This window comes from Corallococcus caeni (assembly GCF_036245865.1).
GTDB classification, from domain to species: Bacteria; Myxococcota; Myxococcia; order Myxococcales; family Myxococcaceae; genus Corallococcus; species Corallococcus caeni.
Window position 1 is genome coordinate 237,110 of sequence record NZ_BTTW01000011.1, and the last position, 14,764, is coordinate 251,873.

General features: G+C 70.5%; 15 protein-coding genes. 4 read left to right on the forward strand and 11 right to left on the reverse strand.

Annotated elements, in window-relative coordinates; translation table 11 throughout:
* Positions 1–88 precede the first annotated feature (88 nt).
* Positions 89–1,375 (forward strand): vWA domain-containing protein, encoded by a 1,287-nt coding sequence (locus AABA78_RS35245; protein ID WP_338269856.1) that lies wholly within the window; start codon positions 89–91, stop codon positions 1,373–1,375.
* Positions 1,376–1,380: 5 nt separating this feature from the next.
* On the opposite strand, the gene AABA78_RS35250 is transcribed toward AABA78_RS35245, so the two are convergent.
* The 5 genes from AABA78_RS35250 to AABA78_RS35270 all read right to left on the reverse strand — a co-directional run bounded on the left by AABA78_RS35250 (position 1,381) and on the right by AABA78_RS35270 (position 5,670).
* Positions 1,381–3,045 carry a hypothetical protein gene (locus AABA78_RS35250; protein WP_338269857.1) on the reverse strand — a complete coding sequence of 555 codons (1,665 nt, stop codon included), beginning with the start codon at positions 3,043–3,045 and terminating at the stop codon, positions 1,381–1,383.
* Positions 3,042–3,884 (reverse strand): ABC transporter ATP-binding protein, encoded by an 843-nt coding sequence (locus AABA78_RS35255; RefSeq protein ID WP_338269858.1) that lies wholly within the window; start codon positions 3,882–3,884, stop codon positions 3,042–3,044. The genes AABA78_RS35250 and AABA78_RS35255 overlap by 4 nt, the downstream gene beginning before the upstream one ends.
* A gap of 73 nt (positions 3,885–3,957) precedes the next feature.
* On the reverse strand, positions 3,958–4,338 hold the full coding sequence (locus AABA78_RS35260; RefSeq protein WP_014394116.1) for a response regulator: 381 nt from the start codon (positions 4,336–4,338) through the stop codon (positions 3,958–3,960).
* A gap of 100 nt (positions 4,339–4,438) precedes the next feature.
* The gene (locus AABA78_RS35265) at positions 4,439–5,431 is read right to left on the reverse strand and encodes an amidohydrolase family protein (RefSeq protein ID WP_338269859.1); all 993 of its coding nucleotides are present in this window, start codon (positions 5,429–5,431) and stop codon (positions 4,439–4,441) included.
* Entirely contained in the window at positions 5,428–5,670 is a 243-nt protein-coding gene (locus AABA78_RS35270) for a hypothetical protein (protein WP_171416921.1), read from the reverse strand. The genes AABA78_RS35265 and AABA78_RS35270 overlap by 4 nt, the downstream gene beginning before the upstream one ends.
* 324 nt (positions 5,671–5,994) lie before the next feature.
* Here AABA78_RS35270 and AABA78_RS35275 point away from each other — a divergent pair, with 324 nt between their 5' ends.
* Positions 5,995–6,270 (forward strand): hypothetical protein, encoded by a 276-nt coding sequence (locus AABA78_RS35275; protein ID WP_171421382.1) that lies wholly within the window; start codon positions 5,995–5,997, stop codon positions 6,268–6,270.
* 148 nt (positions 6,271–6,418) lie between these two features.
* Here AABA78_RS35275 and AABA78_RS35280 read toward each other — a convergent pair whose 3' ends face one another.
* Both AABA78_RS35280 and ggt read right to left on the reverse strand, forming a co-directional pair.
* Positions 6,419–7,201 (reverse strand): TatD family hydrolase, encoded by a 783-nt coding sequence (locus tag AABA78_RS35280; RefSeq protein ID WP_338269860.1) that lies wholly within the window; start codon positions 7,199–7,201, stop codon positions 6,419–6,421.
* A gap of 20 nt (positions 7,202–7,221) precedes the next feature.
* On the reverse strand, positions 7,222–8,997 hold the full coding sequence (ggt, locus tag AABA78_RS35285; RefSeq protein ID WP_338269861.1) for a gamma-glutamyltransferase: 1,776 nt from the start codon (positions 8,995–8,997) through the stop codon (positions 7,222–7,224).
* 378 nt (positions 8,998–9,375) lie between these two features.
* Here ggt and glmU point away from each other — a divergent pair, with 378 nt between their 5' ends.
* Together glmU and glmS are read left to right on the forward strand one after the other, a co-directional pair.
* Complete coding sequence (gene glmU / locus AABA78_RS35290) at positions 9,376–10,776, forward strand: bifunctional UDP-N-acetylglucosamine diphosphorylase/glucosamine-1-phosphate N-acetyltransferase GlmU (RefSeq protein ID WP_338269862.1); 1,401 nt, start codon at positions 9,376–9,378, stop codon at positions 10,774–10,776.
* A gap of 114 nt (positions 10,777–10,890) precedes the next feature.
* Positions 10,891–12,726 (forward strand): glutamine--fructose-6-phosphate transaminase (isomerizing), encoded by a 1,836-nt coding sequence (gene glmS / locus AABA78_RS35295; protein WP_338269863.1) that lies wholly within the window; start codon positions 10,891–10,893, stop codon positions 12,724–12,726.
* An 84-nt stretch (positions 12,727–12,810) separates the two neighbouring features.
* On the opposite strand, the gene AABA78_RS35300 is transcribed toward glmS, so the two are convergent.
* From AABA78_RS35300 to AABA78_RS35315, 4 genes are read right to left on the reverse strand one after another with little or no spacing between them, the layout of a single operon-like run.
* Positions 12,811–13,077 carry a hypothetical protein gene (locus AABA78_RS35300; RefSeq protein WP_338269864.1) on the reverse strand — a complete coding sequence of 89 codons (267 nt, stop codon included), beginning with the start codon at positions 13,075–13,077 and terminating at the stop codon, positions 12,811–12,813.
* On the reverse strand, positions 13,074–13,562 hold the full coding sequence (locus tag AABA78_RS35305; RefSeq protein WP_338269865.1) for a DUF3106 domain-containing protein: 489 nt from the start codon (positions 13,560–13,562) through the stop codon (positions 13,074–13,076). Before AABA78_RS35305 ends, AABA78_RS35300 begins: the two co-directional genes overlap by 4 nt.
* 11 nt (positions 13,563–13,573) lie before the next feature.
* Entirely contained in the window at positions 13,574–14,062 is a 489-nt protein-coding gene (locus tag AABA78_RS35310) for an anti-sigma factor family protein (RefSeq protein WP_338269866.1), read from the reverse strand.
* Positions 14,059–14,661, reverse strand: coding sequence for an RNA polymerase sigma factor (locus AABA78_RS35315; protein WP_171422194.1), 603 nt, complete (start codon positions 14,659–14,661; stop codon positions 14,059–14,061). Before AABA78_RS35315 ends, AABA78_RS35310 begins: the two co-directional genes overlap by 4 nt.
* Positions 14,662–14,764 lie beyond the last annotated feature (103 nt).

Sequence of the window (14,764 nt, forward strand, 5' to 3'; positions counted from 1 at the left end):
GCTTAGACCTTCCGGCGGGCCTGTCCGTTACAGGAGCAGGCGGCGCGGAAAAACCCGCCCGCGACGTCCGTTTCCGGAGCCCACACCCATGAACCTGAAGCCCCTCTCGCGGGCCGTCCTGACGGCCGCGCTCGCCACCGGTCTGTCCGCCACCTCCGCCTGGGCCGTCACGCCCGTCCGCGCTCCGGCGTCCACCGCCGGGAAGCCCACCGCCGAAGCGAAGCCCTCCGTGAAGGCCGAGCCCGCGAAGCCCACCGGCACGCCCGCGGGGCAGGGCGCGCAGGCGCAGGGCCAGGACGCGCAGGTGCAGGCTCAGGGCGCGCGGCCCGAAATCGAAGTGGCCTTCGTGCTGGACACGACGGGGTCCATGGGCGGCCTGCTGGAGGGCGCGAAGCAGAAGATCTTCTCCATCGCGTCGCGCATCGCGAAGGGCAAGCCCACGCCGCACCTCAAGGTGGCGCTGGTGGCGTACCGGGACGTGGGGGACGCCTACGTGACGAAGCGCTTCGAGCTGAGCGACGACATGGACTCCATGTTCGCGGAGCTGCGCAAGCTGGAGGCGAACGGGGGCGGGGACTTCCCGGAGCATGTGGGGCGCGGCCTGGGAGAGGCCGTGTCGCTGCTCAAGTGGAGCCAGGACCGCGAGGTGATGAAGGTCGTCTTCCTGGTGGGCGACGCGCCCCCCGCCGAGCGCGAGGCCGCCTGGGACTTCAAGCTGTGGTCCAAGCGCGCGAAGGAGCGCCACATCGTGGTGAACACGGTGCGCTGCGGCGCGGACAGCTCCACCGAGGAGTCCTGGCGCTACGTGGCGAAGCTGACGGACGGCACGTTCGACTCCATCGACGCGTCTGGCGGCATGGTGGCGGTGGCCACGCCCTATGACGCGGAGCTGTCGCGCGTGAACGCGGAGCTGGCGTCGAAGACGCTCTATGGCGGCCGCAAGGAGGTCCGGGAGATGAACCTCGCCCGCTCGGAGGCGACCAAGGGCATGGCCGCGGAGGCCGTCGCGGACCGCATCAGCTACATGAAGAAGAGCCGGGGCGCGGGCATGAGCGCTCCCAGCGCCGCGGCGGTGAGCAGCGCGCCCGTGGCTGTCGGCGGCGCGGTGGACCTCTTGGAGAAGCCGGCCGCGCTCGACACCCTCAAGGACGACGAGCTGCCCCAGGAGCTCAAGGGCCTCAAGAAGGAGGAGCAGGCCGCGAAGGTGAAGCAGCTGGCCGCCGAGCGCAAGGTGCTGGAGGAGAAGGTCGCGAAGCTCGCCACCGAGCGCGACCAGTGGCTCGCGAAGAACGCGTCCACCAAGGAGGACGCCTTCGACGCCAACGTGATGAAGAGCGTGAAGGCCCAGGCCGCGAAGTTCGGCGTCGCGTACTGAGTGAGCTACTCGCGCGTCACCGCGCGCAGCACGACCTCCCGGCGCTGCTCCAGCAGGCGCATCGCCAGGGGGCGCGTCGCCAGGTAGACGCCGAAGTGGAGCACGGCGAAGGCGGCGATGAAGGCCACGGACTGCCAGCCCGGCCCGTCCTTCCCCGCCGCCCGCAGCGCATGGCCAAACGGCATGCAGCCCACGCTGGCCGCGAGGATGCCCAGCATGGACGCGGTGAGGGGGACGCGGTCGCGCCGCTTGAGGCTCGCGTGGAACTTCACCGGGAAGTACAGCGACAGGAAGTTGCCCGCGGCCAGCAGCATGGGCACCACCGCCGCTACCGCGACCATGGCGCACAGGAAGTCCACGAGCGTGCCCGAGCCGAAGTACACCCGGTAGAAGGCGCCCACCAGCACCGCCATCCCCAGCGCCGCCACGCCCTGCACCCGGTTCTTCGCGCGCAGCACGTCCGCCAGGCTCATGGGCGCCGCCAGGAACACCGCGAAGCCGTGCCCGTCATACGCGAACGTGTTCTGGGAGAACGTGGACGCGATGACCACCGCGCCGTAGATGCTCAGGCCGCCCATCACCCACGCATCCGCGCTGCCGCCCAAGAGGTACACGAAGAGGTCCCGGCCGGAGAGCAGCTTCAGCAGGATGGCCAGGATGAAGGGCACCGCCGCCAGGAGCCGCGCGCGAGGGTTGCGCCACAGGTCCAGCACCTCGCGCCGCAAGAGGGTGTCGAAGCGCGAGCCCGTGGTGGCGAAGGGGTCGCTGTCCTTCCCGTCCCCCCGGTCGCCGCCGGAGCGGCCTCCCGCCTGCCGGTGGAAGCGCATCAGGAGCGCGTACGCCACCGTCATGCCCATGGCGGTGAAGAACAGGAGCCCGAAGGCCTCCAGCAGCGCGATGCCCACGCGCCCGTGCGCGAGCTGCCCCAGGCCGTCCCCGAAGAAGCCCGGCGGCACCTGGCTGAGCGCCACCGCCGCGTTGATGATGAGGCTCATGTCCAGCGCGCCCACGCCCGCCTCGCCCACGCTGGTGAGCCACGACGTGTCGATGGGCGGGATGAACGATGCGGCCACGAGGAACGCCACCATGCCGCCGCCCATGATGCGCGCGCTGTGCTTCGCCCTCAGCACGTTGATGACCGTGTAGAGGCCCACCCGGCTCCACGCCGCGCAGAAGAGCGCGAACAGCACGTAGAGCACCGCCGCCAGCCACGGCGCCGCCAGCCGGTGGCGCGACGCATAGCCCACCGCCGCGCCGGTGAGGGGCGCGTAGAACACCAGCGCGCGCGGCTCGAAGAGGCTCGCCACCGTGGAGCCCATCAACAGCCGGAACGGCGAGATGGGGAACGCCGCGTAGCGCGACAGCTCGGAATGATCATCCACGCCCGCGGACAACAGCGGCCACGTCACCCACGTGGCGGCGGTGACGAAGCACAGCAGGTTGAGGATGAAGTACGGCCACACGTTGCTGTGGACGATGAGCGGCAGCCGCATCAGCTTGAAGAAGCTCAGGCCCAGCAGCACGCCGGGCGCGCTGGAGCCCATGAACGCCGCCACCGCGAGCAGGCGGCTCTTGCCCGGGCCCTGGTTGAGGCCCAGGTGCAGGCGCAGGCCCCAGAGGAGCAGCAGGTGCTGGAAGAAGCCGGGGACGGGCGGGCGCGGGCGGCTCACGCGGACTCCCGGCGCAGCGGCACCACGTTCGCGGCCGGCTCCGCGTAGAACGACAGCTTCGCGTTGCGCGCGGCGGGCACGGCGATCAGCTTCTCGAACACCGCCTCCAGCGTGGCCGCGCCGTGGCGCTGGCGGAGCTGCTCCACCGGGCCTTGATCCAGCATGCGCCCGCCCCGGATGACGCCCGCGTGCGTGGCCAGCCGCTCTGCGATCTCCAGCACGTGCGTGGTGAGCAGCAGCGTCACGCCCCGGCGGGACAGCTCACGCAAGAGCTCCCGGATCACGCCCGCGGCGAGCACGTCGATGCCCTCGAAGGGCTCATCCAGCAGCACCAGCTCCGGCGCGTGGATGAGCGCCGCGGCGATGGCCAGCCGGCGGCGCATGCCCTTGGAGTACTCCGACACCAGCGCGCCGGCCTTGTACGTGAGCTCCGTCAGCTCCAGGAGCTCCACCGCGCGCGCCGCGGCCTGGGCGCCGTCCAGCCCGTACATGCGCGCGCAGAAGGTGAGGTACTGGCGGCCGGTGAGGCGCTCGAAGAGGCTCAGCTCCTCCGGCACCACGCCCACGCGCTGCTTCACCTCCAGGGGCTTCGCCACGGCGTCCACGCCGAGCATGCGGATGGAGCCCTGGTCGGGCCCGTACACGCCGGTGAGCAGCGCGATGGAGGTGGACTTGCCGGCGCCGTTGGGGCCGAGGAACGCGTAGAAGGCGCCCCGGGGAATCTGAAGCTCCAGGCCGTCCAGCGCGGTGAAGGTGCCGAAGCGCTTGACGAGGCCACGAGCGTCGATGGCCAGCTCGGCCGGTTCTGCGGAGGAGGGGGGCGTCATGAAGGACGCCATCACACCATGCCTCCAGGGGCCGCCCACAATCCTCGGGTTGACGGATGGTGCGGCCTGACGGGCGCTTCCCGACTCAGTGCACCATGGCCACCTCCGGCGGCCCGACGATCTGCTGCACGGTGGTGCGCACCTTGTCCAGGTCCACCGGCTTGGAGATGTAGCCGGCGGCGCCCACGAGCTCCGCCTCCCACTCGAAGCCGTAGCCGGAGATGATGATGATGGGCAGGTTGCGCGCCCGCGGCATCTTCTTGAGCGCGTCCAGCAGGCCCCAGCCGCTCATGACGGGCATGCGCAGGTCCAGCAGCACGGCGCCCGGGATGTCGTCCTCGAGAAGATCCAACGCCTCGCGGCCGTTCTTGGCCTCGATGGTGGCATACCCCATCTCCTGGAGGGCATCGCAGATGAGCGTGCGGTGACTCGCGTCGTCGTCGACGACCAGGATGAAGTTCGACATGGGCAGGAGCCTCTGGAGTGGCGGCGTCTTCGGGGACCGCGATTCTATGGGGTCGAAGATGGGAATGCCCCCCTCATTGCGGAAGGGGCTTCGTTTCTTTTCAACACTCCGCGTAGAGGGACAGCGTGTTGCCGCCCAGCACGCCCGCGAGCGCGGCCTCGTCCAACCCCAGCCCGGCCAGCGCCCGGAGCTCCCGGTCCCACGCATAGGGGATGTTGGGGAAGTCCGTCCCGTAGAGGACGCGCCCGGGCCGCACCTCCAGCGCCTTCCTGGGCAGGGGCACGGGGAAGTAGCCGCCCACCGCCATGGTGGTGTCCAGCCAGAGCGTGTCGTACCGCTCCAGCAGGCGCGCGTACGCGTCGAACTCGTCCGCCCCCAGGTGCGGCACGCACAGCTTCAGCGTGGGATGATCCTTCAGCACGCGCTCCACGCGCTCCGCGCTACAGAGCTGATGCGGATCCACCGGGTACTGGGGACTGGACGGCTCCCGCCCTGAGTGCATCACGAGCGGCTTCCCCGCCCGCGCGCACGCCGCGTAGAGCTCGTGCAGCTGGGGCGCGTCCGGGGAGAAGGCCTGCACGTGGCAGTGCAGCTTCACGCCCCTCAGGCCCAGGGCGAACGCCTCCTCCAGGATGGCGACGGCGTCGGGCTCGCCCGGGTACACGGTGCCAAGGCCGATGACGCGGGGCTCGGCCTTCGCGACTTCCGCCACGTAGGCGTTGAGGGCGCGCGCCATGCCCGGCTTGTGGGCGTAGTGCAGGGCGACCACGCGCTCGACGCCCCGGGACAGCAGGAAGGACACCACCTGGGGCGTGTGCAGCTTGTAGCGGATGGGCCAGCCGTACCGGTCGAACCAGCGCCACACGGCCTCGAAGACGCGGTCGGGGAACAGGTGCACGTGCGCGTCCACGACGGGCGGCAGGCCGGGGTCCACGCGGGGCCCTTCCTCGTCCGCCAGCGCGGGCATGGGCATCTGGATGCCCTGCTCCCGCCAGGACGGCGCTGGCGAGGACGCCAGGCACGGCACGGGCGCGTCGTCGTCCTCGTGCGTGTGCGGAGGCCCGTGGCCCGGGGGCTCCCGGGGAGCCGTCATCCGCCCGTGCCCGGGCCGGAGGGCTTCTTCGCGTCCTCCTCGTCGTCCAGGCGCCGCAGGTAGCTGTTGTGCGCGTAACCCTGGCGCTCCAGCCGCTGCGCCTCGATGGCGTCCGCGACCTTCGAACACACCTGGCCGAGCATGCGCAGGGACTCGGCGATCAACCGCTCCGCGTGATCCTGCGCGTTGGCGGACGGAATGATGGGACGGTCGCGTCGGAACGGCAGGGGCAACTTCATCCGCTGGAATCTAAGGGATGCCCCTCCCGCCTGCCACGCGTCAGTCCCGCCCCGTCCCCCCGGCCGCCCCACCCGGGCGGCCCGGTTCACGGAGTGTTGACAGCGCGACGCGGCATTGGACCCCGGTCCAAGTTAACCGCGTTGACAGTGTTCCAGTTTACATTTTGCGCGGGCCCGGCCGCCGCGGCCCCCCTGGGCATGCCCAGGAGTGTTGGCAAGTGCCTGGAATTCCGAAGGGTTTACGAATTTTCAAACGGGGGGATGACAGCGCCGGGATTCGCCTCTACATTGCTTCCGTCGGATTTCACTCAAGAGGTGCTGCGCATGGCTTACGACGGCGAGCTTGTGAAGATGCAGAACGGTCGCTGGGCGCGGTTCCAGCGTTGCCAGGTGTACCGGCCGGGCGTGGCGGACGCCGGTGAGACCATGCTTCTGATCGCGGTGGAGCTGGAGGAGCGCTACCAGCAGCTGCTCGACGAGGCGGCGGATTCCCTCGCGGAGTACCGCTCCCAGGGCGTGCCCGTGCAGGTGCGGCTGGCGCCGGACGCGCAGGGCCTCACCCTGCACCCGGAGGCCCCTGCCTCCGCGTCGATGAACTAGGCCCCCTCCCCGGGGTCACAGGTTGTAAAGCCACGGGCTCCGCGCTTCACTGCGTGGGGCCCGTCGCATTTACAGCGCTGACACGGCCGGGGGCGCGTCCACTTTTCAACGCACCGCGCTCCACCCGCACGGCGCGCGAATGGCGCGCTCAGTCGTGGATCTGGAAGAAGCGGGCGGCGTTGTCCCGGGTGACCCGCCGGACGATGCGCTCGGACAGCTTCGCCTTGCCCAGGAGGTTCGCCGTGCGCGCGAGCCCCAGGATGTCGCCCGCGCCGTCGCCCGCGTCCGAGTCCAGCACCAGCCGCTCGCTGCCCAGCCGCCGCACCAGGGCCACCGCCCGGTCCGCCTGGAGGGCCTCCGGGTGCAGGGTGAGCCCGGCCCAGTGGCCCACCTCCAGGATGGTCCGCACGGTGCGCGCGTTGGCGTGGTCCACCAGCACGCGTGACGGCAGCACGCCGGACTGGCGCAGGAGCGTGAGGATGCGCCGCGTGTGGCGCTCCTTGTCCTTGAGCGGCGTGTGCACCACCACGCGCAGCTTGAGCTGGCGGGCCAGGGCCAGCTGCTCCAGGAAGGCCTCTTCCTCCTCCTCGCCGCCCACGTGCAGCCCCGTCTCCCCCAGGGCCACCACCCGGCCGCCCTCGAAGTAGTCCGGCAGGTGGCTCAAGACCTCCGACAGCCCCCGGCGCGGGATGCAGCGCGGGTGCACGCCCAGGGCGGCCCAGGCACGGATGCCCAGCCGCTCCAGGCGCGGCAGCTGCTTCTCCACCAGCTGGTCGAAGTGCTGGCGCAGGGCCTTGGCCGTGGGCTCCGGGAAGTGGTGCGCCACCACCAGGGCCCGCTCCACGCCGAAGAAGCGCATGGACTCCAGGTCCTGGTCGGTCAGGGCCTCCGGGTGGAGGTGCGCATCGAAGAGCGGAATCGGCTCGGGCACGGGCTTGGGGTCTCCTGGCGTCAGTCCTGGCCCGTCGCGGCGCCCTCGTTGCGCGGGTCGCTGGAGGAATAGCGCAGGTTCGTGCGCGGGTCGCTGTAGACGGCCTCCGCGTCGCCCCAGCCGTCCACCCGGCGAACCTTGTGGCCCTTCGCCTCCAGCGCGGACAGCGTCGCCGGCTCCAGGCCCCACTTGTCCACCCACAGCTCGTCCGGGAGGTACTGGTGGTGCAGGCGGCCCGTGGCCACCGCGCGCGTCACGTCCATGCCGTGGTCCACCACGTTGCTGATGGCCTGGATGACGGTGGTGGGGATGGTGGAGCCGCCGGGGCTGCCCACCGCCAGCATCACCCGCTTCGGGTCCTCCTTCGCGAACACCAGCGTGGGCGACATGGAGGACAGGGGCACCTTGCCGGCCTGGATGGCGTTGGGCTCCCCGGTGACGAGCCCGTACGCGTTGGGCACGCCCGGCTGCGCGGCGAAGTCGTCCATCTGATCATTGAGGAGCACGCCGGTGCCCTTCGCCACGAGGCACGAGCCGAAGCTGTAGTTGACCGTGGTCGTCATCGCCACCGCGTTGCCGTCCTTGTCGATGACGGAGATGTGCGTGGTGTTCTTCCTCTCCGGCTCCGGCGTGAGGGGCCCCGCGTCCTTCCTCAGCGTGGAGGCCGGCCCGCCCGTCACCGGCGCCAGCAGCGACGCGCTGGCCGTGGCCTTCTTCGGGTCGATGCTCCCCGCCAGGTCCGCGAGGTGGCCGGGCGACGTCAGCCGCTCCAGCGGCACCTGCACGAAGGCCGGGTCACCCAGGTACTTCGCGCGGTCCACGTACGCGCGCCGCACCGCCTCCACGTAGAGGTGCAGCGACTCCGGGTCGCGGTAGGGCACGCCCTGCGGCCGCAGCTGCTGGAGCATGCCCAGCACCTGCACCACCGCCAGCCCGCCCGCGCTGGGCGGCGGCATGGTGAGGATGCGGTGGCCCCGGTAGGCCGTCTCCAGCGGCGCGGGGCTGCGCGTCCGGTACGCCGTCAGGTCCTCCTGCGTGAGCAGCCCGCCCGCGTCCTTCACCGTCTTCACCAGCGCCTGCGCCACCGGGCCCGAATAGAAGGCCTTCGCGCCGCCCTTGGCGACCCGCTCCAGCGTGCGCGCCAGGTCCGGCTGCTTGATGAGGTGCCCCAGCGGCGGCACGTCCGGCGTCCCCTGCGCGTTGGGCGTGAGGAAGATGCGCGCGGCCTCCGGGTCCTGGCGCAGGCACTCCGCCCGGCCCGTGGCCATCTGCTGGTACTTGGGCGTCACCCAGAAGCCCTGCTTCGCCAGCCGGATGGCCGGGGCCAGCACCACCGCGGGCTTGAGCTTGCCGTGCTTCGCGAGCAGCTCCAGGTAGCCCGCCACCGCGCCCGGCACCGCCACGCTCAGGGCGCCGTCCGTGGACAGCCCCGGCACCAGCGCGCCGTCCTTGAGGTACATGTCGCGCGAGGCGCCCTTCGGAGCCACCTCCCGGAAGTCCAGCACCTGGGTGCCACCCGACTTCGCGTCGTGCACCAGCGCGAACCCGCCGCCGCCCACCCCGGAGTGGTAGGGCCCCACCACCGCCGCCACGAACGCCGCCGCCACCGCCGCGTCCACCGCGTTGCCGCCCTTCTCCAACATCTGGAGCGCGGCCTCGCTCGCGGGCGGATACGCCGTGGCCACCGCACCCCCCCGGTAGGGCCGTGCCGCACCCGCCTGGGCCGCCACCAGCAACACCGCGAGTCCCAGCGCGCGGAACGACGTACGTCCCGCGGCCCCCATGTGTGCTTTCATCACCTGTGGACGCCTTTCCTTGTGATTTCCGGCCGTTCCCTAATGCACCATGCGCCGCGCCCGGACCAGGGTTTCAACCGGACAACATTTTTTTCCTTGGATTGTGAGCAGAGGCGGGGCAGGCTTGCTCCATGTGCAGCAACGGGCGGTGCTTATGAGTCCTCCGAACCCCGTGGAAAGCCCGGCGTCGGTTCCGACCGCGGCCCCCACCCCGGCGCGGCTGACGACGTTCTACAAGCCGCGCTTCGGCATCACGGTCCAATGCAACACGTTGTGTGTGGCAGTCAGCGCCCGGCCCCCTCCGGAGCCCCCGCGATCGGTTTTGACGTCCGGGCGCGGTTGACGAGTTGATCGGCGGTCCCTAATTCTCCGCCGCATATGACAGCTCTGGCAGCGGTTGTGCTGTGCGCGGGCAAGGGCACGCGGATGAAGTCGGAGAAGGCCAAGGTCCTTCACCCCATCCTCGGCCGTCCCCTCTGCGCCTATCCCTTGAAGCGGGCCCTGGAACTGGGCGCCACGCACGTGGTGCCGGTGGTGGGCCACCAGGCTTCGGAGGTGGAGAAGTCCATCCGCGCCCACTTCCCGGACGCGCCCCTGCGCTTCGCGCTCCAGAAGGAGCAGCGCGGCACCGCGGACGCGGTGAAGGCGGCAGAGGACGCGCTCAAGGGCCATGACGGCCGCGTGCTCATCCTCTACGGAGACGTGCCGCTGTTGCGCAAGGAGACGCTCCAGGCGCTCCTGTCCGCGCACGACGCCGCGGGCGGGGTGCTGGCGCTGGTGTCCACCACGCTGGAGGACCCCACCGGCTACGGCCGCGTCATCCGCGAGGGTGGCAAGGTGGCGCGCATCGTGGAGCACAAGGACTGCACCCCGGAGCAGCGCGCGGTGAAGGAGTGCAACGCGGGCATCTACTCCGTGGACGCGGCCTTCCTCTGGAAGGCGCTGGCCGAAATCAAACCCGTCAACGCGCAGGGCGAGTACTACCTCACCGACCTGGTGGAGATGGCCGCGAAGCACGGCCCCGTGGGCGCGGTGGACGCGGACGCCACGGAGACCGCGGGCGTGAACGACAAGGTGGAGCTGGCGGCGCGCGCCCGCGTCCTCCAGCAGCGCATCAACGAAGCCCACATGCGCGCGGGCGTGTCCATCCAGGACCCGGCCACCGCGTACATCGAAGAGGGCATCACCATCGGCACCGATACGGAGATTGGCCCCAGCGTGTCGCTGATGGCCGGCACCGTCATCGGGAAGAACGTCACCATCGGCCAGGGCAGCGTGCTCACGGCCTCCCACGTGGCGGATGGCACGCACATCAAGCCCTACTCCGTGCTGGAGGAGGCGCGTGTGGGTGAGCGGTGCATCATCGGCCCGTTCTCCCGGCTGCGCCCCGCCACGGAGTTGGCAGAGGAAGTGCATCTGGGGAACTTCGTGGAGACGAAGAAGGCCCGCATCGGCAAGGGCAGCAAGGCCAACCACCTGACTTACCTGGGCGACGCGAACATCGGCGCCGGGTGCAACATCGGCGCGGGCACCATCACCTGTAACTATGACGGGGTGAACAAGCACCTGACTGAACTGGGCGATGGCGTGTTCATCGGCTCGGACTCGCAGCTGGTGGCGCCGGTGAAGGTGGGGGACGGCGGGTATGTCGGCGCGGGCACCACGGTGACGAAAAATGTGCCTCCTGGGAGCCTCGCTGTGTCCCGCGCGCCACAGGTGGTGAAGGAGGGCTGGGTGGCTGCCAAGAAGGCGCGGCAGACGAAGGTGAAGGCTGGTTAGCAAGAGTGCTCGCCTGCTGTTCGGTCGGCGGGGCGGGGTTGGGCGTGTTGGGCGTGAACGGGATTCCCGTGGTTTGCTCCGGCGGCCGCGGGACGAGAAAGAGGCAGGAAGAACATGTGCGGGATTGTTGGCTACGTCGGTGACAAGGAATCTGCTCCCATCCTGGTGTCGGGCCTGAAGAAGCTCGAGTACCGGGGCTATGACTCCGCGGGGGTCGCTGTGGTCGGCGGCAACCAGCTCAACGTGGTGCGCGCCACGGGCAAGCTGCGCAACCTGGAGAACCGCGTGGTGCAGGACCTGCCGAAGGGCACCACCGGCATCGGCCACACGCGCTGGGCGACGCACGGCCGCCCCTCCGACGAGAACGCCCACCCGCACACGTACAAGAACGTGGCGGTGGTGCACAACGGCATCATCGAGAACCACCTGGCGCTCAAGGCGGAGCTGCGCGCGCGCGGCCACGTCTTCTCGTCGGAGACGGACTCGGAGGTGTTCGCGCACCTCATCTCCGCGGAGGTGGAGCGCGGCGTGGACCTGCCGGACGCGGTGCGCTCGGCCATCAAGCAGGTGAAGGGCACCTACGGCCTCGTGGTGGTGTGCTCCAACGACCCGGGCCGCATCGTGTGCACGAAGGACGCGTCGCCCATGGTGCTGGGCCTGGGCGAGGGCCAGAACTTCGTGGCCAGCGACGTGCCCGCGCTGCTCGAGCACACGCGTGACTTCGTCTACATGGAGGAGGGCGACCTCGCCGTCGTCACCGCCGCCAAGGTCGACATCTTCAACCGCGAGGGGAAGCTGGTGAACCGCCCCACGCGCCGCATCGACTGGACGCCGATGATGGCGGAGAAGGGCGGCTACAAGCACTTCATGCACAAGGAGATCCACGAGCAGCCCCGCGCCATCGCGGACACGCTGCGCGGCCGGATGCTCCTCACCGAGGGCGACGTCCACTTCGAGACGTGGAACCTGTCCGCCGAGCAGGTGAAGTCCTTCACCAAGGTCACCATCCTGGCCTGCGGCACGTCCTGGCACTCGGGCGTGGCCGGCAAGCACATGATCGAGTCGCTGGCGCGGCTGCCGGTGGAAGTGGAGCTCGCCAGCGAGTTCCGCTACCGCGACCCCATCGTGGAGAAGAGCCACCTGGTCATCGCCATCAGCCAGTCCGGTGAGACGGCGGACACGCTCGCGGCCTTCAAGGAAGCGAAGCGGCTGGGCGCGCACACCATGGCCATCTGCAACGTCATCGGCAGCGCGATGACGCGCGAGGCGAACCTGCACGTCCTCACGAACGCGGGCCCGGAGATTGGCGTCGCGTCCACCAAGGCGTTCACCACGCAGCTGGTGACGCTGTACCTGCTGGCGGTGAAGCTGGGCCGCATGCGCGGCACGCTGTCCGTGGAGGCCGCGCAGGAGCACCTGACGCACCTGACCCAGGTGCCGAAGATGATCGAGGACGTCCTCAAGTGCGAGCCGCAGGTGAAGCGCGTCGCGCGCGAGTTCATGAACGCGCAGGACTTCCTCTTCCTCGGCCGCGGCCCCATGCACCCGGTGGCGCTGGAGGGCGCGCTCAAGCTGAAGGAGATCTCCTACATCCACGCGGAGGGCTACGCGGGCGGTGAGATGAAGCACGGCCCCATCGCGCTCATCGACGAGAAGATGCCCGTCGTGGTCATCGCGCCGAAGCAGCCGCACATCGCGTACGAGAAGATCATCGGCAACATCGAGGAGGTCCGCGCGCGCGGCGGCAAGGTCATCGCCATCCTCGACGAGGACGACAACCAGGCCGACAGCCTGGCCGACCACGTCATCCGCATCCCCGCCGCCTGCGCGCTGCTCGCGCCGGTGGTGGCCACCATCCCGCTCCAGCTGCTCGCGTACCATGTGGCGGAGATGCGCGGGAACGACGTGGACCAGCCGCGCAACCTGGCCAAGAGCGTGACCGTCGAGTAGCGCTTCACGGCCTTCGCGCCTGAAACGCGAAAGAGCCCGGACTCCCTTCACGGGGGCCCGGGCTTCTTCATTTCCGGCGCGGTGTTACTGCTCGTCCGCCAGCTCTAGGAGCACCTCCAGGTCGGCGGCGGCGTCCAGCGACTCCAGCAGCTCCAGGTTCTCCACCACCTCGCGATCCTCGTCGGTGAGCTGGGGCTCGACCCGGCGGGTGTCGGCGGGCGGGGGCGGGGCCTCCGGTTGCGCGGGCTTCGCGGGCGCGGGGGCTTCCTTGGACGGCGCGGGCTGCTGGGCCCCGGCGGGGACGGCGACCGTGAGCGCGAACAGCAGCAGCCAGGAGGGGGCGGGCCTCACTTGTTCCGCCGCCTTTCGCGCAGCCGCTCGCGTGCCTCCTGTCGCTCTTCCCGGGACATCTGCCGCCAGCGGCGCATGTTCTCCAGCATCTGCTCGCGGCGCTCCGGGTGCTCCTTGAGGTAGGCGCGCACGCGCTGGCGCAGCTCCGCGCGGCGCTCCGGGGTGAGGCCGCGCAGCTCGCGCACCTGCTCGCGCACCGCCTGCCGCTCCTGGGGCGACAGCTTCTGGAAGTCGCGCAGGTTGGTCCTCAGCCGCTCGCGCTCCTCCGGGGGCAGCTGCCGCCAGCGCTGGAGGTTCCCGCGCACGCGGGCCTGGTCGTCGGGGGACATCGCCTTGAACTCGCGCAGCTTCGTGCGCAGGGCTTCCTTCTGCTCCGGCGAGAGCTTCTCGAAGCGCTCCGCGGCGGTGGGCGTGGGGGCGTTGGCCGCGCGGGCGGGCGCTCCCACGCAGAGCACCAGCGCCACGGTCAGCAGTCCGGCGGTCATTCTTCCCAGCATCACGGCATCCCCAGTTCATGGAGGCTCTCGACGACCTCCAGGTCTTCGGAGCTGTCCAGCCCCAGCACTTCGTAGTCCTCGACCAGCTCCAGGTTCGCCGCCACCTCCAGCGCGCCCGGGTCCCACTCTTCCAGCGCGGGCGCCTCCACGCGCGTGCGTCCGGCGACCAGCAGCGTCAGCACCGCCAGGCTCGCCAGACCGGCCAGGCCCGCGGAGGGCACCAGCACGCCGGGCTTCAAGAGCTGTGCGAACCGCTCGCGCCAGGTGGGCGGCAGCGCGTCCACGCGGGCCAGCAGCTCGCGCCGCGCGGACGGGGACGGCGTGAAGTCCGGCAGCTCCGCCATCCGCGCCACCGTGAGGCGCAAGAGCCTTTCCGTCCCCTGGCACTCCGCGCAGGTGCCCAGGTGGGCCTCCACCCGCGCGCGGTGCGGGGGCGGAAGCTCCCCGTCCACGTAGGCCGTCAGGTCTTCTTCATGCTCACAGCTCATGCCCGACTCCTCGCGGGCACGGTGCCCGCCTGCAACGCTTCAAGCCTGCGCGCCACCGCCAGGGTGGCCCGGTGGATGAGGCTCTTCACGGCGGCCTCGCTCGCCTCCAGCGCGTCGGCGATGTCCCGGTACGCCATGCCCTCGAAGCGGCACATGGTGAACGCGGCGCGCTCGCGGTCGCTCAGGTCCTTCAGCGCCAGGCCCACCGCGGCCTCCAACTCGCGGCCGCTCAGCGCCTGGTCGGGCCGGTCTCCGTCGGGCCCTGGCATCTGTACCGCTCCCGCGTCGTCCTCCACCGGGGCCTCCTCCGTGAGGCGCGCCACGCGGTACTCCCCGCGCCGCATCTCGTTGAGGCAGTGGTTCGTCGCCACCCGGAAGAGGAAGGTCTTGAACTTCGCCGTGGGCTTGTAGGACCGCGCGTGGCGGTAGAGCTTCACGAAGATGTCCTGCGTGAGCTCCTCCGCCCGCGCCGCGTCCCCCACGAAGCGGTACGCGAAGCGCGCCACGCTCGCGTGGTGCCGGTCGAAGAGCCAGGCGAAGGCCTGCTTGTCGCCCGCCGCCACCTTCAGCATCGCCTGCGTGTCCGGGTCCCAATCCATCCGTGAGGCCACAAACCCCGTTGCCCTTTGGAAGTTGCGGGCCACCCCCACTTTGAACCCCACGCGGCGCCCCGGTTACAGTTTCGCCACCGTGTCCGATGCT